General features: G+C 66.6%; 15 protein-coding genes, 1 tRNA gene and 2 pseudogenes. 11 read left to right on the plus strand and 7 right to left on the minus strand.

Going from position 1 to position 17,420, the window contains the following annotated elements; genetic code table 11:
- Positions 1 to 37: 37 nt before the first annotated feature.
- Together BFF94_RS00765 and BFF94_RS00770 are read right to left on the minus strand one after the other, a co-directional pair.
- Positions 38 to 1,177, minus strand: a complete 1,140-nt coding sequence (locus BFF94_RS00765) for a slipin family protein (RefSeq protein WP_128850065.1) — start codon at positions 1,175 to 1,177, stop codon at positions 38 to 40.
- 257 nt (positions 1,178 to 1,434) lie between these two features.
- A tRNA-Phe gene (locus tag BFF94_RS00770) sits at positions 1,435 to 1,507 on the minus strand.
- A 33-nt stretch (positions 1,508 to 1,540) separates the two neighbouring features.
- Between BFF94_RS00770 and BFF94_RS00775 the strand changes: the two genes are divergently transcribed.
- Both BFF94_RS00775 and rtcR read left to right on the plus strand, forming a co-directional pair.
- Positions 1,541 to 1,801, plus strand: coding sequence for a hypothetical protein (locus BFF94_RS00775; RefSeq protein ID WP_128850063.1), 261 nt, complete (start codon positions 1,541 to 1,543; stop codon positions 1,799 to 1,801).
- A 43-nt stretch (positions 1,802 to 1,844) separates the two neighbouring features.
- The gene (rtcR, locus tag BFF94_RS00780; RefSeq protein WP_128850060.1) at positions 1,845 to 3,464 is read left to right on the plus strand and encodes an RNA repair transcriptional activator RtcR; all 1,620 of its coding nucleotides are present in this window, start codon (positions 1,845 to 1,847) and stop codon (positions 3,462 to 3,464) included.
- 46 nt (positions 3,465 to 3,510) lie between these two features.
- Here rtcR and BFF94_RS00785 read toward each other — a convergent pair whose 3' ends face one another.
- Positions 3,511 to 4,095: a nuclear transport factor 2 family protein gene (locus BFF94_RS00785; RefSeq protein ID WP_128850058.1), complete on the minus strand. Its 585-nt coding sequence runs from the start codon at positions 4,093 to 4,095 to the stop codon at positions 3,511 to 3,513.
- Between the two features lie 128 nt (positions 4,096 to 4,223).
- Between BFF94_RS00785 and BFF94_RS00790 the strand changes: the two genes are divergently transcribed.
- From BFF94_RS00790 to BFF94_RS00800, 3 genes and pseudogenes are all read left to right on the plus strand, one after another.
- On the plus strand, positions 4,224 to 4,766 hold the full coding sequence (locus BFF94_RS00790) for a MarR family winged helix-turn-helix transcriptional regulator (protein ID WP_128850056.1): 543 nt from the start codon (positions 4,224 to 4,226) through the stop codon (positions 4,764 to 4,766).
- A gap of 366 nt (positions 4,767 to 5,132) precedes the next feature.
- Positions 5,133 to 5,276, plus strand: a pseudogene (locus BFF94_RS00795) (flavin reductase family protein); the annotation flags it as partial.
- 6 nt (positions 5,277 to 5,282) lie between these two features.
- A pseudogene (locus BFF94_RS00800) lies at positions 5,283 to 5,426 on the plus strand (DUF2848 family protein); the annotation flags it as partial.
- 66 nt (positions 5,427 to 5,492) lie between these two features.
- Here BFF94_RS00800 and BFF94_RS00805 read toward each other — a convergent pair.
- Both BFF94_RS00805 and BFF94_RS00810 read right to left on the minus strand, forming a co-directional pair.
- Positions 5,493 to 6,119, minus strand: coding sequence for a LysE family translocator (locus BFF94_RS00805; protein ID WP_128850054.1), 627 nt, complete (start codon positions 6,117 to 6,119; stop codon positions 5,493 to 5,495).
- Positions 6,120 to 6,352: 233 nt separating this feature from the next.
- Entirely contained in the window at positions 6,353 to 7,273 is a 921-nt protein-coding gene (locus BFF94_RS00810; protein WP_128850052.1) for a LysR family transcriptional regulator, read from the minus strand.
- A 108-nt stretch (positions 7,274 to 7,381) separates the two neighbouring features.
- Here BFF94_RS00810 and BFF94_RS00815 point away from each other — a divergent pair, with 108 nt between their 5' ends.
- A complete protein-coding gene (locus BFF94_RS00815; RefSeq protein WP_128850050.1) occupies positions 7,382 to 8,464 on the plus strand; it encodes a tartrate dehydrogenase in 1,083 nt (360 codons plus the stop codon).
- Between the two features lie 177 nt (positions 8,465 to 8,641).
- A complete protein-coding gene (locus BFF94_RS00820) occupies positions 8,642 to 9,952 on the plus strand; it encodes an MFS transporter (protein ID WP_128850048.1) in 1,311 nt (436 codons plus the stop codon).
- Positions 9,953 to 10,025: 73 nt separating this feature from the next.
- Here the strand turns inward: BFF94_RS00820 and BFF94_RS00825 are convergent, their stop codons facing one another.
- Positions 10,026 to 10,940, minus strand: a complete 915-nt coding sequence (locus tag BFF94_RS00825; protein WP_128850046.1) for a hypothetical protein — start codon at positions 10,938 to 10,940, stop codon at positions 10,026 to 10,028.
- Positions 10,941 to 11,387: 447 nt separating this feature from the next.
- Here BFF94_RS00825 and BFF94_RS37710 point away from each other — a divergent pair, with 447 nt between their 5' ends.
- Positions 11,388 to 11,837 (plus strand): GNAT family N-acetyltransferase, encoded by a 450-nt coding sequence (locus BFF94_RS37710; RefSeq protein WP_246637216.1) that lies wholly within the window; start codon positions 11,388 to 11,390, stop codon positions 11,835 to 11,837.
- On the opposite strand, the gene BFF94_RS00835 is transcribed toward BFF94_RS37710, so the two are convergent.
- On the minus strand, positions 11,749 to 12,246 hold the full coding sequence (locus BFF94_RS00835) for a nucleoside/nucleotide kinase family protein (protein ID WP_128850044.1): 498 nt from the start codon (positions 12,244 to 12,246) through the stop codon (positions 11,749 to 11,751). The two genes, BFF94_RS37710 and BFF94_RS00835, sit on opposite strands and share 89 nt — an antisense overlap.
- Positions 12,247 to 12,460: 214 nt before the next feature.
- On the opposite strand from BFF94_RS00835, the gene BFF94_RS00840 reads away from it, so the two are divergent.
- Genes BFF94_RS00840 through BFF94_RS00850 form a run of 3 tightly spaced genes read left to right on the plus strand, consistent with a single transcriptional unit; the run spans position 12,461 to position 17,351 of the window.
- Entirely contained in the window at positions 12,461 to 14,617 is a 2,157-nt protein-coding gene (locus tag BFF94_RS00840; protein WP_128850042.1) for a two-partner secretion domain-containing protein, read from the plus strand.
- Between the two features lie 11 nt (positions 14,618 to 14,628).
- Positions 14,629 to 16,407, plus strand: coding sequence for a ShlB/FhaC/HecB family hemolysin secretion/activation protein (locus BFF94_RS00845; RefSeq protein ID WP_219138968.1), 1,779 nt, complete (start codon positions 14,629 to 14,631; stop codon positions 16,405 to 16,407).
- A gap of 11 nt (positions 16,408 to 16,418) precedes the next feature.
- Positions 16,419 to 17,351, plus strand: a complete 933-nt coding sequence (locus tag BFF94_RS00850; protein WP_219138846.1) for a peptidylprolyl isomerase — start codon at positions 16,419 to 16,421, stop codon at positions 17,349 to 17,351.
- Positions 17,352 to 17,420 lie beyond the last annotated feature (69 nt).

A 17,420-nucleotide genomic window follows, 5' to 3' on the forward strand; every position in this document is an offset into this window, starting at 1 on the left:
TCCGGCGCGGCACACGTGCGCCGCGCCGTTTCATGCATCAAGCGCCCTTGATGCTGACGAGTCCGTTCAGCACCTGGTCGAGACCGCCGAACACCGAGATGCGGTCGATCCGTTCCGCGACGCGCTCGAGCGTTTCCAGCTCCTTCAGCCGCAGCGCGACCGGGTTCTCTTCCATCACCTTCGCGGTGTTCAGCAGCGAACGCGTGGCCGCCGTTTCCTCGCGACGGCGAATTACGTTCGCCTGCGCAGCCTTTTCCGCTTCGACCACCTGCGCGAGGATCGTCTTCATGTCGCCCGGCAGCACGATATCCTTCACGCCGACGCTGCGCACGTCCACGCCCGAATTGCCGACGCGGGCACGCACCTGCGCGATCACGACGTCGTCGATCGACTGCTTGTCCTCCAGCAGCTCGTCGAGCGAGCGCGTGCCGACCGCCGAGCGCAGAGCGAACTGCAGCTCGCGATACAGGTGTTCGACCGGCTTCTGCAACTGGCCGAACGCATGCAGCACGTCCGCATAGCACCACGTCGCCGACAGGTTCAGCCGCAGCGCGACCTTGTCGCGCGTCAGGATTTCCTGCCCGCCGACTTCGATCGCCTGCAGGCGCAGGTCGACGAGTTCGACCGCGACGTCGCGGTTGAAGCGCCAGAACGCCGACGTGCCCGCGTCCAGCAACCGCTCGACCTTGCCGTCGATCTTCAGCACGCCGACGTGGTACGCCGGCACCTGCGCCAGCAGCACGCCCGTCAGGCCCGCCACGCCGCGCGCCCGCAGCGCCGGTTGCACGATGCGCTTCACGAGCGCGGCCGGCAGCATGCTGTCCTGCGCGAGATCGACGCGCTCCAGCCGGTGCGCGGCCAGGCCGCGCCAGTACAGCCGGCGCGTGCCCGGCGCCAGGATCTCGACGAGCACGTCGTCTTCGTAGCGCAGGCCGGCTTCATCGTCGGCGAGATCCATCGCGACGAAGTATTGCGCGAGCACGTCCGGCGCGTCGTGACGCAGGTAGTCGGCCAGCGCCTCGTCGGCGAGCGGCGCGTCGAGACGCGCGGTCTGCACCGACAGGCGTTTGAACGGATCGAAGGCCTTGAACACGCCTGGTTCGAGCACCTTCACGAAATCGCCTTCGCTCATCAGCAGCGCGCGTTCGTTCTTTTTCACTACATGACGCTTCCACATATTTTTATCCTTTTCTTCAATGGCCGCCGGGTGACGCGCATCGTGCGGATCGTGGTGCGACGCAATCGGGCAGGCGGCGCGCTGGCCGGCGTCGAAGCGCGCGGCGACGCATCCTGCATCGCGTCGTCGTGCGCCTTCGCGCGGGCCGTGCGGCCGCCCGGCCGATCGCGCGGAACCGCAACCGGTCCGACGCGCGGCGGGCCTTTCGGCCCGCACCGGCGGGTACTGCTTCCAACAAGAGACTGTCCTTGCGGACAGTGTTCGGACGGGATTTGAACCCGCCACCGGCCGGCTTTCGCCGGCTGCTCGACCTGAATGAGCTTCCGAACAGTGGGCGCCCCGGGATTCGAACCCGGACGTGGCATGCCTGAGCGCGCCCCTTTGCCTTCATCTGTCCATGGCGGCATGCGCTGCCGCGACGAACGAGGTTCGGCGGCGGCGCACCAGCAGGGCTTTGTGAACCCTGGCTCGCGGGCCAGCGGGACATCCGGCGCTTTCTATTTAGCGAGGAGCGTGCCAATGACTGCCTCGCTGCTCGAAGAAATCTTCAATTCATTGAAAACAAAGGGAATTGTTTGCGCTTTGTCGTTTGGCGACGATGCTTCTCGCACGGTGCCATTATAAAAATCCGATATAATCGGATCGCCTTTTATCCCATGAGATAAACATGCGAAAGACAGTCGCCATCGGCTTTCTCGGCACCGTGCTCGACCAGGGCGGCCGCGCGCCGCGTCGCTACCGCAAATGGCGGCCGACGATTTCGCTATGCGAGCAGCCCGGCCTGACGATCGACCGGCTCGAGCTGCTGCATCCGCCGAGCTACACGCGCCTCGCCAATCAGGTGCGGGACGATCTCGCGCGCGTGTCGCCGCATACCGATGTGCGGCTCACGCCGGTCACGATCCACGACCCGTGGGATTTCGAGGAGGTCTATGCGACGCTGCACGATTACGCGCGCGCCTATCCGTTCGACCTCGAACGCGAGGATTACCTGATCCACATCACGACCGGCACGCACGTGGCGCAGATCTGCTGGTTCCTGCTCGCGGAAGCGCGCTACCTGCCCGCGCGTCTCGTGCAGACGGGGCCACCGCAGCAGACCGACGAAGGGCCGAGCGGGCCGGGTACGGTATCGGTGATCGATCTCGACCTGTCGCGCTACAACCGGATCGCGCAGCGTTTCACGCGCGAGCGCGACGAAACGGTGTCGTTCCTGAAGGCCGGCATCGCGACGCGCAACGTGCGTTTCAATGCGCTGATCGAGCAACTGGAGCGCGTGGCCGTGCGCTCACGCGCGCCGATGCTGCTGGTCGGGCCGACGGGCGCCGGCAAGTCGTTTCTCGCGAAGCGCGTGTACGAGCTGAAGCGCGGCCGCCATCGGCTCGCAGGGCCGTTCATCGAGATCAACTGCGCGACGTTGCGCGGCGACGCCGCGATGTCGACGCTGTTCGGTCACGTGAAGGGTGCGTTCACGGGCGCGCAGTCGGCACGCGCCGGGCTGTTGCGCGCGGCGCACGGCGGGCTGCTGTTTCTCGACGAGATCGGCGAACTCGGGCTCGACGAGCAGGCGATGCTGCTGAAGGCGATCGAGGAGAAGCGCTTCCTGCCGGTCGGCGCGGACGTCGAGGCGACCAGCGACTTCGAGCTGATCGCGGGCACGCACCGCGACCTGCGGCAGATGGTGGCGGCCGGCACGTTCCGCGAGGATCTCTATGCGCGGATCAACCTGTGGACCTACGAATTGCCGGGGCTGGCCGAGCGCCGCGAGGACATCGAGCCGAACCTCGAATTCGAACTCGACCGTTTCGGCCGCGAGCAGGGCGAGCAGGTGCGATTCAACGTGGAGGCGAAGCGGCGCTATCTCGCGTTCGCGGCGTCGCCGCGGGCGGCATGGGCCGGCAACTTCCGCGAACTGTCGGCCTCGGTCACGCGGATGGCGACGCTGGCCGATGCGGGACGGATTACCGAGGACCTGGCCGAGCAGGAAGTGGAACGGCTGACGCGCACGTGGTCGCCGCCGGGCGGTGCGGGGGCGTCCGATGCGTGCGTCGACGCGGTGTTCGGTGCGCGCGCGGCGGAACTCGACCTGTTCGACCGTGCGCAGCTCGAACGCGTGCTCGACGTGTGCCGCGTGTCGGCGAGCCTGTCGGAAGCCGGGCGCACGCTGTTCGCGGTGTCGCGGCAGAGCAAGAAGCAGCCGAACGATGCGGACCGGCTGCGCAAGTATCTCGCGCGATTCGGGCTGGATTGGGAGGCGATGCGGCAGGCGCTTGAAGCGGTGCGTTGACGGTCGGCAATGCGAGGCGCGCTGTTGGTCGGCCGCGTTCCAACCGTTACGTCGAAGCAGCTGCCTGCCGGAACGGCGCCAGAAATGCCCAGTCCGGCTGCGCTGCCGCGACATCCGTGAGCCCGCGCGCGAACGCATGCGCCGGCAGCCACGGATACCCGAACGCCGCATGCAGCACGTCGAGCTTCAACGACTGCGGATCGTCGATCGTATCCATTCGCGCGATATGAATGTGCAGCGCGGCAATCCGAGCAACGTCGTCGTCGTCGCATGAGAACTGCCAGCGATACGTGCCATGCCCGATCCGCAATGCGCCGTTGTCCTTCTGCCGCATCACGACGAGCCACGGCATCCCGCTGACGCCGTGCTGGTCGACTTCCGGTTCCGTGCAGAGGTAGTAGGTCCGGCACCGCTCGAACCGCTCGCCGAATTCCTCGACCAGCGTGCGCGCAATGGCGGCCGCGCCCGTCACGCGCGGCGGAAAATCGATATCGTCGTTCGCGAGCGAGAAGCTCAGCTCGGCGTCGGCCGCGAAGCAGTCGGCGATCAGCGCGGGCCGGTTCAGGTCCTTCGCGCGCAGATAGCATTCGAGCAGCGCGCGAACCGGCGCGGGATGAAGCGGGAAGGGCATGGGCAAACCTCCTGTAGCGGGAAATCGGGACGCATGCGGCCGCCGGGCCTGGTCGGGAGCACATGTGCCTTTGTCGTATAATTTCGTTCCAAAGCTAAATTCGCATGACCGCACGGAGCGTCGACGTCATGGCCAAGCAGCAAGAGGAGTCCGTTCTGACCATTACCAACCCGGCCTGCCTGATCGATGGCACGGACACGGAATTCCGTCACCTGATCAACGGGCTGCTGCCGTTCGCGGCGCGCCTGCTGTCGGTACGCGACGGCTTCGGCTCGCTGATCGGCCTCACCGGCATTCAGTATTCGCTGCTCGTGTCGGTCGCGCATTTGTCGCACGACGACGTCGTGACCGTCAACCGCCTCGCCGATCACCTGCACCTGAGCGGCGCTTTCGTCACGATCGAAACCGGCAAGCTGAAGAAACTCGGCCTGATCGACAAACGCTCGGACCCCGACGACAAGCGCAAGATGCGGCTCACGGTCACGCCGGCCGGTTCGAAGCTGCTGAAGACGCTGACGGAAAACCAGCAGCGCATCAACAACGTGCTGTTCGAGGGCGTGACGAAGACCGAATTCAAGGCGCTCTGCTCGGTGATCGACCGCCTCGTTACCAACGGCGACCGCGCGACGCTCGATCTCGCGCACCTGATCGCGCGCCAGGAAAAAGGCTGACGCGCGCCGGCCGCAGGCCGGCTCCTGTCGACCACGCGTGGATCGACGGGCGTCGTCGCGCTGTAGTCCATATAGATCGGACGGGATTGCATCGAAGGGGCTCTGGAAAGCGGTGTCTCTCGCGGGTCGCGAGAGCTCGGGGAATACGGTAGCCGAGTGTACGTGGACATTTTCGGGCGCCGCGCAACATCCATTCCGCCAGTAGGGCTGTCTTTCAAACAAAGCTTTCAAGGTCAAGGTTTACGGCAGCTTGAATTCACCTTCGTGTCTGCATTTAATAAAAACTAAATAACAAAGCTAAATCGCGGTGCTTTGTTGGGCTGGATTCCGTTGCGGAATCCAGCGATGCAACCCAACGAGGACGAAATGAGCGGGAACCCTGCCGGAACCAGCGCGAGCGCCGACGAGCAGCGGTGCTTTCGCACCGCGCTGTCGATGTTCGCGACAGGCGTCGCTGTGATTACCGCACGGCGCAAGGAGGGGATGCCGATCGGCATCACGTCGGCCGCATGACGCGGCACCGCGATGCTGTGCGGCACGCTTGCCGCGATCGGCGGCATCCGGCCGGCCGAGCGGTTCGAGGTCGAGCTGGAGGATCCGGTGCTGGGCCGCACGCTGCGGCATGCGTATGCGGTGGACACGCTGCCCATCGCGGGCTGATGCGCTGGAAGAGCACGTGCTCGAGCGCGGCAGATCGCGACGATCGCCGCGCTCGTCGCGCGTGCATTAGCGCTGCTGCACGGCCACGCGCAGCCCGAGCGCGATGAAGATCGAGCCGATGATCTTGCCCTGCCAGCGCATGAGCCACGTGAGCCGCTTCACGATGCGGCCGAGCGGGCGGATCGAGCACGCGATCAGCGTCGTGTAGAGCGAGCTGAGCACGACGAAGATCAGCCCGAGCACCGCGAATTGCACGAACGTCGAGCCGCGTTCCGGATGTACGAACTGCGGCATGAACGCGAGGAAGAACAGCGCGGTCTTCGGATTCAGCACTTCGGCGGGAATCGCCTGCAGGTACGCCGTGAGCGGCGTGACGGGCGACACCTTCGGCAGCGACGGATCGGACGGCTTCTCCAGCAGCGCGCGCACGCCGAGATAGAGCAGGTATGCGGCGCCCACCAGCTTCACGACATTGAACGCGAGCGCCGACGTCATCAGCAGCGCGGACAGCCCGACGGCCGCGAACAGCGTGTGCACGAAGTCACCGCTCGCGACGCCGAGGCCGGTCAGGATGCCGGTCTTGCGCCCGCCCTGCACGGTGCGGCTCAGCACGAGCAGCACGGCGGGGCCGGGGATCAGGAACAGGCCCAGAACGACGGCGGTGAAGGTGGTCAGCGTGGTCAGGTCGAACATGGGCGGCTCCGGCAGGTTGGCGCAGCGGCGGGGGATCGGGGCATTGTATTCGGTTCGGCGCGCGGCCGCAGACGCGGCCCGGGTACCAGCCCGGCTGCCCCGCCGGCGGTCGTGTGTCGCGATGCGCCGCGCGCGGCGTCTGCAACGGCCGCCGAGGATCTTGAACACGCCGCGCTGGCTGCCGCGAACTAGGCCTGCCATTCACGCGCTGCGACGAACGAATTGCCGGCGCGCTATGCGCCTTTCAACCGCCCCAACTCATCCGCCAGAAAATCGACGAACGCGCGAATCCGCGCGGACATCTGGTGACGCTGCGCGTACACCGCGTAGATATCGGCGCTCGGCGTTTCATGATCGGGCAGCACGACGACCAGACGCCCGTCGGCGAGATAGTCGCGCAGATCCCATTCCGCGCGCATCAGGATCCCGTGCCCGTCGAGCGCCCACTTCACGGCGATCTCGCCGTCGTTCGTCGTCAGGTTGCCGTTGATCCGCACGGCTTCCGTGTGGCGCGCCGTGCCGCGCCCGCTCGTCAGGCGCCAGACGCCGTAACCCTCGTCGCCTTGCCGGATGCCGATGCAGTTGTGCCGCGTCAGGTCGTGCGGCGTGCCGGGAATCCCGTGCCGCGCGAGATACGCGGGCGCCGCGCATAGCAGCCGGCGGTTCGGTGCGAGCCGCCGCGCGACGACGCGCGTGTCGGGCGGCTCGCCGAAGCGGATGCACACGTCGAACGCGTCGTCGGTGAGCGGCGGCGGCATCACCGACAACTGCAACTGCACCGTCACTTCCGGATAGCGCGCGACGAAGCGCGAGATCGCGGGGCCCACGTGGCTGCGCCCGAAGCCGAGCGTCGCATTCACGCGCAGCAGCCCCTTCGGTCGCTGCTTCGCGCTGCCGAGCAGTTCGCCCAGCTCGTCCATCTGGTCGAGGATCCGGCGCGCGTAGTCGAGATACACGTCGCCTTCGGGCGTCAGCATCATCCGCCGCGTCGTGCGGTTGACGAGCGTCACGCCCGCGCGCCGCTCCATCTGCGTGAGCCGCTTGCTGACGGCCGCCGCGGTCAACCCGAGTTCGCGCGCGGCCGCGCTCAGGCTACCCGACGCGGCCAGCGTCGAGAAGAAGCCGAGATCGGCCGGCTGGACGGTATCCGCCATGACGGGATTCGTGAATTGAAGTTAAAGATGCTTTGAGTATAGCCCCGGTTACTGCACTTCCAGTTCGGTAAAGTGCGTTCACGCTCACGATCAATCGAGGATGTCCGCATGAAGACGTACCGTATCGCAACGATTCCCGGCGACGGCATCGGCAAGGAAGTTGTGCCGGCCGGCAAGCAGGTGCTGGAAGCGCTGGCCCGCGGCAGCGACCGCTTTGCGTTCGAGTTCGAGGATTTCGACTGGGGCGCCGATTACTACCGCCGGCACGGCGCGATGATGCCGGCCGACGGCCTCGACGCGCTGCGCGGCAAGGACGCGATCCTGTTCGGCTCGGCGGGCGACCCCGACGTGCCCGACCACGTGACGCTGTGGGGCCTGCGCCTGAAGATTTGCCAGGGCTTCGACCAGTACGCGAACGTGCGCCCGACGCGCATCCTGCCCGGCATCGACGCGCCGCTGAAGCGCTGCGGGCCGGACGACCTGAACTGGGTGATCGTCCGCGAGAATTCCGAAGGCGAATACGCGGGCGTCGGCGGCCGCGTGCACCAGGGCCATCCGATCGAGGCCGCGACCGACGTGTCGATCCTCACGCGCGCCGGCGTCGAACGCATCATGCGCTTCGCGTTCCGGCTCGCGCAGTCGCGTCCGCGCAAGCTGCTGACCGTGATCACGAAGAGCAACGCGCAGCGGCACGCGATGGTGATGTGGGACGAGATCGCGAAGCAGGTCGCGCAGGAATTCCCCGACGTGACGTGGGACAAGGAGCTCGTCGATGCGGCGACCGCGCGCATGGTCAACCGGCCGGCGTCGCTCGACACGATCGTCGCGACCAACCTGCACGCGGACATCCTCAGCGATCTCGCCGCCGCGCTCGCCGGCAGCCTCGGTATCGCGCCGACCGGCAACATCGATCCCGAGCGCCGCTATCCGTCGATGTTCGAGCCGATCCACGGTTCCGCGTTCGACATCATGGGCAAGGGGCTCGCGAATCCGGTCGGCACGTTCTGGTCGGTCGTGATGCTGCTCGAGCACCTCGGCGAGACGGCAGCCGCCGCGCGCGTGATGCAGGCGATCGAGGCCGTGACGGCCGAACCGTCGCTGCACACGCGCGACCTCGGCGGCAGCGCGACGACCGCGCAGGTGACGGCGGCCGTCTGCGAGCGCGTCGCGAACGCGGCGGTCGCGGCCTGACGATAACGGCGGCGCGCATGCGCAACCGGTAGCCGGCCGCCGCCCGTTCAACGCCCCCGGATTTTTCCGCCCGCGACTCGCGCATCCGACGCGAGCCGGGCGCCGGCCTCCTGCTCGATGGTAGCGCCGGCGAGCATTCACAAACAGAGCACGGCTCGACCTCGAAGGAGGAGACACATGCAAGCGGATCTGGAAACCCGCGTCGCGCGGAAACTGATGTGGCGCATCATTCCGTTCGTGATGCTGCTTTATTTCGTCAGCTTTCTCGATCGCGTCAACGTCGGCTTTGCCGCGATGACGATGAACCAGGCGATCGGCCTGTCGCCGACCGCGTTCGGGTTCGGCGGCGGCCTGTTCTTCATCGGCTACTTCCTGTTCGAAGTGCCGTCCAACCTGATCCTTCACCGCGTCGGCGCGCGCATCTGGATCGCGCGCGTGATGATCACGTGGGGCATCGTGTCGGCCGTGTCCGCGTTCGCGGCCGGGCCGACGAGCTTCTACGTGCTGCGCTTTCTGCTCGGCGTGGCCGAAGCCGGGTTCTTCCCCGGCATCATCCTGTACCTGAGCCTGTGGTTTCCCGCGAAGCAGCGCGCGGTGGCCGCCGCGTGGTTCATGGCGGCCGCGCCGATCTCGACCGCGATCGGTTCGCCGCTATCCGGCGCGATCATGCAGATGCCGCCGATGTTCGGGCTCGCCGACTGGCAGATGCTGTACATCGTCGAAGCGCTGCCGGCGGTCGTGCTCGGCTTCGTCGTGCTGAAGTGCCTGACCGATTCGCCTTCGAAGGCCGCGTGGCTGCGGGCGGACGAGCGCGACTGGCTGATCGCAAAGCTGAAAACCGAAGCCGACGCGCGCCACACGCATGCCGGGCACACGGCCGGCGCATGGCAGGCGCTGCGCGATCCGCGCGTGCTGGCGCTCGCGCTGATCTATTTCGGCACGTCGGCCGGGCTGTACACGCTCGGCCTGTGGGCGCCGCTGATGGTCAAGCAGTTCGGCTTCACCGCGCTGCAGACGGGCTTGCTCACCGGGATCCCGAGCATCGCCGCCGTCGTCGCGATGATCGGGTGGGCGCGGCATTCGGATCGCACCGGCGAGCGCACGTGGCATGTCGTGATTCCGTGCGTGCTCGCGTGCATCGGCTTCGTGTTCGCGGGGCAGGCGAGCACCGCGCTGCTGACCGTGCTCGCGCTGGTCGTCGTCAATATCGGGATCAGCGCCGCGAAGGCGCCGCTGTGGGCGATGCCGAGCGCGTTCCTGTCGGGGGCCGGCGCGGCGGCGGGAATCGCGATGATCAACTCGATCGGCAACCTCGGCGGGTTCGTCGGGCCGTTCGCGATCGGCTGGCTGAAGCACGCGACGGGCGGGTATGCGGCGGGGCTCTATGTGGTGGCCGGCACGCTCGCGGTGTCGGCGGTCGTCACGCTGATGCTGAGCCGGAAGGCGTCGCAGCAGGCGCTCGTGTCGGGGGTGCGGCACAACCATTGAGGGCGGTGTGCGGGGGCAGCGGGCTCGACTTTACGCGAGCCCATGCGCCCGCACGAAGCGCGCGATGCAGGCGCTATCGAAGCATCGAGTCGTCACAAATCCTGCCGCCGATCCGCAGAATCTCGTTCTCTTGCGCGGCAGACGCACTTGCGTGAATCAACGTAGCCCCCCGGCAAAAAGTGAACGGAGTGTCCTGTGGATACATGGGATCGTGACCAATGCCATATACGCCGTTTTCCAACAATATTCCCCACTGCTTTTTCGTCAACTGGTCGACCAAAAATTTCCTGTTCTGGTTGATATAGTCAGTCAGCGATGCATTGCAAATTGCCTGGAATTCCTCCACGACTCGGTCAATAACCAATTTTCCATCTGGATTGAGTGCGTCTGTCACCCGTATTGCTGCGAGCCCTCTGCTGAGAGATGAACCATCGGCCTGGAGGCGCTGCTGCAGTTGCTTGGACGCCTCGCGAGTTCGGGTCAGGATCTTCGATGCCGATTTGACTCTTTTGCACTCGACATAGATTCTTCTATTCTCGCAATGAGCCACTAGGTCTGCGATACCGGTCAAGTCCACCGGATATCCGCCCCGGAGAAATCGAGCCGCGACGGTCAGTTCAAACACGAAGTCTCGTGAGCTATCGGTGGGAACATTCCATTTGAACGCTTGGCCGCCAGTGACCTTCTTCAGCCTCGTCAGGAAATCGGTCGAATCCAAGTTTTCCAACGCGCGCCAGATACGTATCAGGTCGCCCGCTTCTCGCAGGGCATGGACCAGCTCATGCAGTTCCTTGTCCCCGTACTCGCTTGCCTCCGTCTCGAGGTATCGGTTAATCGTGCGTTTATAGGCCGCGAAGCGGTTTCCCGGCAAGATGAGTCCGAGGGATTCAAGCCAGTCGCAGGCATCGTCCAGTTCTGCAGCGACATGTTTGCTTTCTCCTGCGACGATATCGAAAGGCAGGATTTGTTGGGGAATTTGATTCGTCATTTTGGACGATGAGAGAAGTGAGCGCGTGGATTTTATTCGAGCATCTGTCGCGTCACTCTATACGATTACGTGTCGCGTCATCTAAACCGACACACGGTTCCGAGTGTGAAAAGGTGATTTGTATCAGAATGCCTATGATGCAATTCGCTCAAATGTTCTCAAAGCCGTCATAGGTGAACTGTGCGCCCGATGCATCGCCCCCCAAAACCTCGATGGCCGTGAGACATGAACCGACGCGATTTCGTCACTGTCGAGCAGGTAAATGCGCTGCCGGCCAACCAGCTGGACGCATGCGATTTCTCGTTCGAGATCGTCAGCGAGCTGAACGCGCCTTATCAGAACCTGCTCGACTGCCGCGCGGTTCCGGTGCGTTGCAAGGATTACGGCTTCGATCCTGACGGCTGGGCGCAGGAAGCTTCGGGCAGGCAGGCGCTGTTTCGCGCGGACATGAATGGGCGGCTCGCCGGGTTCGTCGCGATTTCTGAAAGCTGGAACGGCATGGCGGAGATTGGCGAGATCGCCGTCGATCGAGCGTGCCGGCAGCAAGGCGTCGGGCGCTTGCTGTTGTCGGCCGCGGAAACTTGGGCGCGGAACCAGCGCTTCGATTGCATGAGACTGGAAACCCAGTCGAACAACGTACAGGCGTGCCGCATCTATGCGTGTGCAGGCTTCATCCTCGGCGGCATGCGATCGCATGCTGTACGCAGGCGGGGAGAACGACGGCGAGGTCGCGTTGTTCTGGTACAAGGCGTTGGGCACCTCCGCGATCGACGGGCAGTGAACAGCCGGCACGACGCGCGCGTCGAAGCTATTTGTCCAGCGCGACGACGCGCCACGCGATCTCCGTCGCGCACGCGTCTACCGACATGTGTGACGTGTCGACCAGACAGTCACTGAAGGTTCGCGACGCATAGCCTTCGCGATACATCTGCGCGACGCGTTCCCGCTCCCAGTCCGTCAACACACGCTCCCCTCGATTCGATCGCGCGACCGCTTCCGGCGGCGCCAGCGTCACGACGAACAGACGCGCCGAGCGCGCGTCGCACGCAGCGCGCAGCCGCGCGAATTCCACTTCGCCGATCGGATAGGCGACCACAAGAAAACGTTTGCGCGTATCGGTTATGCAGCGAACGAGGCGCTCCAGCGCGATCGCCCACTGCACGTCGAACGGCGCATTTTCCGGCGCGTCGTGATCGTCGCCGTCGATGAAGCGGGCGTCGGGCAGCGCTTGCGCAAGCGCGGCGCCGATCGTCGATTTACCGCTGTTGATCGGACCGTTGAGATGAATGACGGTGAGGGGAAGCATGGTGGCGCGCGGGATCGACCGAGGCTGAATGCAGGGACACGGCAATTATAAATGTAAGGATCGTGAAAGAAAATTTTCACGTGATTCCTCTAAAGAAAGCCGTCGCGCCGCCGTTAGCGTTCAGCAGAAGCACAAAAAGCATTACGGACTGAAAACCACACGACCAAACAACCGAGGACCGCGCGGCCGGTGAAGCCGCGCGGATGACCACAAGATGGCACGCTGTAATTCGATACGGCGCGCGGGCACTGGGAGCCTGCGCGTGATCTTCTTTTGCCTGGCCGCGGCGGGTGCGCTGCCGCGCGCAGCGTCGGCCGCCGGCATCGTGCCGGACGGCGGCACGTCCACGCACGTGTCGATCGGGCCGAACGGCCGGCAACTCGTCGATCTGGCGCCGGCCGTCGGCGGCGTGTCGAACAACACCTATTCTTCGTTCAACGTGACGACGGCCGGCGCGACGCTGAACAACGTCGGCGTCAATGCGCGCACGATCGTCAACCAGGTGACGAGCACGAACCCGAGCCTGATCGAAGGCCAGATCGCCGTCGCGGGGTCGCGGGCGAACGTCGTGCTGGCCAATCCGAACGGCATCACCATCAACGGCGGATCGTTCGTCAACACCGGGCACGTCGCGCTGTCCACCGGCAGCGTGAGTTTCAACGACCTGCAGATCGCGCCCGGCATCTATCAGCGCAACGTGCTGCTCGACACCGCGACCGGCACGATCGTCGTCGGCCCCGGCGGCCTCGCGAGCGCGCTGATCGGCCTCGACCTGATCGCCAGGAACATTCGCATCGAAGGCCCGCTGAACAACACGTTCTCGTCGCCGACGGCCGGCGTGCGGCTGCTGGCCGGCCGCGGTCGTGTCGAGCTGAACACCGGGCTGTCGCCGACCGACAACGCGAACGACTGGCTCTCGCGCAAGGCGACGATGAACCCCGACACGGCGTCGTCGTATGCGATCGACATCACGGCCGCCGGCAGCCTGACCAGCGGGCGCGTGCAGCTGATCGTCACGGATCGCGGCCCCGGCGTGCGCAGCGCCGGCCCGCTGAACGCGTCACTCGGCGATTTCACGCTGACGTCGAATGGCAGCGTCGAGCTGTCGAACACGAAGATCGACGTCGCGCGCGACTTCAGCGTCACCGCGCAGGGCGGCATCGCGCTGGCCGACACGCAGATCAAGGTCAACGGCGGCAGCGCGAGCGTCGCGTCCGCCGGCGCGATCATGTTCGCCGGCAGCAGCCTGCTCGCGTCCGGCGGCGTGAAGCTGACCGGCGCCGGGATCGCGCTCGCGCCCGACGCGGCGCAGGCGGGCTCGACCATCGCGTCGTCGCAAAGCGGCGTCGTGCTGAAGAGCAGCGCGGATATCGCGAACGTCGGCTCGCTCGTGCAGGGTCAGGCCGCGATCGACGCGGATGCCGATTCGGCCGGTGCCGTCACGCTGAACGCGGCTGGCCGCATCCTGAACCAGTCGCTGCCGCAGACGCGGCTCGGCATCCTGTTCGGCGTGCAGGGCGACGTGTCGCTGACGGCGGGCGCGGATATCGTCAACCAGAATGCGCGGATCCTGTCGAACCAAAACGTGTCCGTCGTCGCCGGCGGCGACGTGAACAACGTCGTCGACCACAGCACCGGCGAGCAGAACGGCGCGGTGGTCGGCTTCTCGGAGCGCGGCGGGCGCTTCCTGTTCCTGCAGCATCGCAGCGACGGCTTCACGGTCGATTACGGCGCGCTCGCGGATGCGACGAAGCTCGCATACATCACCGCGGATGCCGGCGACGTGACGATCCGCGCCGCGAACGTGACCAACATCGGCGGCTCGATCCTGTCGAACGGCGGCGCGATCGAGATCGCCGCACGCGACCGGCTGCTGACGCAGGCCGTGTTCACCGGGCAGGCGTCGTACCGGCGCACGTGCTTCGTGTTCTGCCGCGCGAGTGCGTCGTCGAATGTGCGGGCGCTCGGCGGCATCATCGAGGCCAACACCGACATCACGCTGAAGGCCGGCACGCAGATCACCAACACCGGCGGCACGGTGCTCGCGCTCGGCAACCTCACGCTCGACGCGCCGAAGACACTCGCGCATGGCGTGGCGGGCTACACCGCGATCAACCGCGACCACGACCTGAAGGCGTGGTTCGGCAATCGCTGGGCGGCGATCTATGCGGCCGATACGGGCGGCATCTTCACCGGCGGGTCCGGCAAGGTACGTCTGACCGGCGAGGCCGACATCGAGGGCGGCGCCTTCAACGCGCCTGACGGCGTGTCGGCGGCAGGCGGCGTGGTAACGATTCGTCCGCCGGGCCGCCAACCGGTGACGATCGGCAACGGCAATCACCTGGGGCTCGTGTCTTGGTTCGGGCTGTGACGGCTCGTGCGCTGCTACTGGCCCGCGCGCTCCTGCTGACTGCAGGCGCGGCGTCGCTGCACGCGCATGCGCAGCTCGCGGGCGGGATCCCGCCGGGCATCGCCGCGCCGCGCGTCGAACAGGATCCGGCGCAGCGGCTGCTGCAGGAGCAGCGCGACCGCCAGCGCAGCGAAGAGATCGCACAGCCGCCCGCGCAGATCGCCGTGCCGGAACAGCCGGCGATGCCGAACCTGCCGGCCGATGCCGATGTCGAGACGCTGCCCGATGTCGCGCCGACGTTCCGGATCGACCATGTCGAATTCACCGGCGACACGATTCTCGGCCAGCCCGAACTCGACCGCATCGCCGCACCGTTCATCGGCAAGCAGCTCGGGCGCAACCGCATCAACCTGCTGCTGCGCCGGCTGACGGAAGCCTTCATCTCGCGCGGCTTCATCACGACGCGCGCGTACCTCGGGCCGCAGAACCTCGCGTCCGGCACGCTGAAGATCAACCTCGTGCCCGGCCGCGTGGCCGCGCTGACGCTGAACGGCAAGCCGCTACGGCCGCGCGACCCGGACGAGAAGTGGTACGAGGTGCGCGGCGGGGGCCTGCTGACCGAAGCCGGCACCGCATGGGCGTTCGCGAGCGGCCCGGGCGACCCGCTGCGCCTGCCCGATCTCGAGCAGGGCGTCGACCAGATCAACCGGCTGCGCCGCAATCAGGCCGAGATCCAGATCCTGCCGGGCGAGACGCCGGGCGATTCGATCGTCGCGATTTCGAACCGCGCCGGCGATCGCCTGCATTACGACTTCGGCGTCGACACCTACGGCAGCTCGCAGACGGGCAAGATGCGCTACCGCGCGGGCGTCGAAGCCGACAACGTGATCGGGCTGCAGGAATCGCTGTCGTTCAACTACGTCGGCACGACCGACACGAACGCGGTGGTGTTCTCGGCGGCGGTGCCGTACGGCTACCAGACCTTCAGCTACACGGTGTCGATGTCCGAGTACCAGCAGGCGATCGGCGACGTCGCGCTGCTCGAAGGCCGCACGTTCAGCCAGATGCTTGGCTGGAACGACGTGCTCGTGCGCTCGCCGCGCGGGCGCGTGAGCGTCGACGTGACGCTCAACAAGCTGCGCACCGAACGCGACTTGAACGGCCTGCCGCTGTCGCCGCAGAACCTCACGGTGCTGCGTGTCGGGCTGAACGGGCTCGTGCGCTTCGCCGCGCGCGGCCAGGGCGCCGCGGCGACCTGGGACGTTGGCGTGTCGCAGGGGCTGCCGTGGCTGTCGGCCACTCACGACCCGGCCGACATTGGCATCGACGACGCGCACAGCCAGTTCACCAAGCTCGACGCGACCGCCACGCTGCAGATGTCGCTCGGCACGCTCGCGGGCTCCGTCTGGGCCTATCGCGGCACGTTGCGCGGCCAGTACAGCCGCGTCGCGCTGTTCGGCAACGCACAGATCTTCCTGGGCGGGATGAGCTCGGTGCGCGGCTTTACCGAAGGCGGGATGGCCGGCGACAGCGGCGTTTACCTGCGCAACGAGGCCGCGTGGCAGAACGTGCCCGCGTGGCGCGACGCGCGCATCGAGCCGTACGTGTTTCTCGACGGCGGCAAGGCGCACCTGAACGCGCAGGGCGGCTGGCCGACGCTCGTCGGCGCCGGTGTCGGCGCGCGCGCGCAATGGCGCCTGAAGAGCGGCACCGTGTCGACCGAGGTGCTGCTCGGGCAGGCGCTCGCGCAGCCGGCGGCACTCGGCAGGAAAGCCACCGTATTGCTGGCCACACTCAACTGGACCGATTGAAGGGGAACCTCATGCATCGCTTGTCGAACCGTAGTGCCGTTGCAACCCGCTCGACCCTGTCCGCGCACGTGCGCCACCTGGGCCTCGGGCTCGCCGTCGCCGCGCTCTGCGGCGTGGCCGCGCCGCATGCGCACGCGGCGACCAAGACGGCCCGCAAGGCCGCCGACGCGGCGCTCGCCGCTTCCGCGCCGCTGCCCGCCGATGCGGTGGCGAGCGTGAATGGCGTGCCGATCACGAAGGCGCAGATCGACGACGCCGTGCGCGCGGGGAAAGCGCCGGACACGCCGGCACTGCGCGCCGCGCTGAAGAACCAGCTGATCGCGCGCGAGCTGTTCCGCCAGGCGGCGCTCAAGCTGCACTACGACACGAAGCCGCAGGTCGTCGCCGCGGTCGAGCAGGCGAAGGCGCTCGCGATGACGCAGGTGTACCTGCGCGACCAGGTCAAGCCGGCGCCGGTCGCCGATGCCGACGTGAAGGCGCGCTACGACGCGATCGTCGCGACGCTCGGCGAGAACGAATACAAGCCGAGTGTGATCGCGGTGAACGATGCGGACACCGCGAAGCAGATCGTCGCGCGTCTGAAGAAGGGCGAGGACTTCGGCAAGCTCGCGCAGGAATTCAGCAAGGGGCCCGGCGCTGCACAGGGCGGCGCGCTGAACTGGATCTCCTTCAAGACGCCGATCACCGCCGGCAACACGCAGAACTGGCCGCAGCCGCTGGCCGAGGCGCTCGTGAAGCTGCCGCAAGGCGGACTCACGCGTGATCCGGTGCAGGTCGGCGACGCGTACTGGATCCTGCGCGTCGACGACAAGCGGCCGACGCAGGTGCCGGCGTTCGAGCAGGCGAAGGACACGCTGCGCCAGCAGCTCGAACAGGTCGCGCTGGAGAAGGCGACCGCGCAGGTGGTGGCGGACCTGATCCGCAACGCGCGCATCCAGCAGTAAGCGGCGACGCCGGGCGCAGGCCCGGCCAACCGTCGATGCGGCATCGGGCGGGGAAACCCGGTGTCGCGT

It is taken from the genome of Burkholderia catarinensis (assembly GCF_001883705.2).
In the GTDB taxonomy this organism is placed as follows: domain Bacteria; phylum Pseudomonadota; class Gammaproteobacteria; order Burkholderiales; family Burkholderiaceae; genus Burkholderia; species Burkholderia catarinensis.

Bases quoted from the DNA above. Each gene is read 5' to 3' on its own strand.
- BFF94_RS00765 (WP_128850065.1), bottom strand. From the start codon at position 1,177: ATGTGGAAGCGTCATGTAGTGAAAAAGAACGAACGCGCGCTGCTGATG.
- BFF94_RS00775 (WP_128850063.1), top strand. From the start codon at position 1,541: ATGCCTGAGCGCGCCCCTTTGCCTTCATCTGTCCATGGCGGCATGCGC.
- rtcR (WP_128850060.1), top strand. From the start codon at position 1,845: ATGCGAAAGACAGTCGCCATCGGCTTTCTCGGCACCGTGCTCGACCAG.
- BFF94_RS00785 (WP_128850058.1), bottom strand. From the start codon at position 4,095: ATGCCCTTCCCGCTTCATCCCGCGCCGGTTCGCGCGCTGCTCGAATGC.
- BFF94_RS00790 (WP_128850056.1), top strand. From the start codon at position 4,224: ATGGCCAAGCAGCAAGAGGAGTCCGTTCTGACCATTACCAACCCGGCC.
- BFF94_RS00805 (WP_128850054.1), bottom strand. From the start codon at position 6,119: ATGTTCGACCTGACCACGCTGACCACCTTCACCGCCGTCGTTCTGGGC.
- BFF94_RS00810 (WP_128850052.1), bottom strand. From the start codon at position 7,273: ATGGCGGATACCGTCCAGCCGGCCGATCTCGGCTTCTTCTCGACGCTG.
- BFF94_RS00815 (WP_128850050.1), top strand. From the start codon at position 7,382: ATGAAGACGTACCGTATCGCAACGATTCCCGGCGACGGCATCGGCAAG.
- BFF94_RS00820 (WP_128850048.1), top strand. From the start codon at position 8,642: ATGCAAGCGGATCTGGAAACCCGCGTCGCGCGGAAACTGATGTGGCGC.
- BFF94_RS00825 (WP_128850046.1), bottom strand. From the start codon at position 10,940: ATGACGAATCAAATTCCCCAACAAATCCTGCCTTTCGATATCGTCGCA.
- BFF94_RS37710 (WP_246637216.1), top strand. From the start codon at position 11,388: ATGAATGGGCGGCTCGCCGGGTTCGTCGCGATTTCTGAAAGCTGGAAC.
- BFF94_RS00835 (WP_128850044.1), bottom strand. From the start codon at position 12,246: ATGCTTCCCCTCACCGTCATTCATCTCAACGGTCCGATCAACAGCGGT.
- BFF94_RS00840 (WP_128850042.1), top strand. From the start codon at position 12,461: ATGGCACGCTGTAATTCGATACGGCGCGCGGGCACTGGGAGCCTGCGC.
- BFF94_RS00850 (WP_219138846.1), top strand. From the start codon at position 16,419: ATGCATCGCTTGTCGAACCGTAGTGCCGTTGCAACCCGCTCGACCCTG.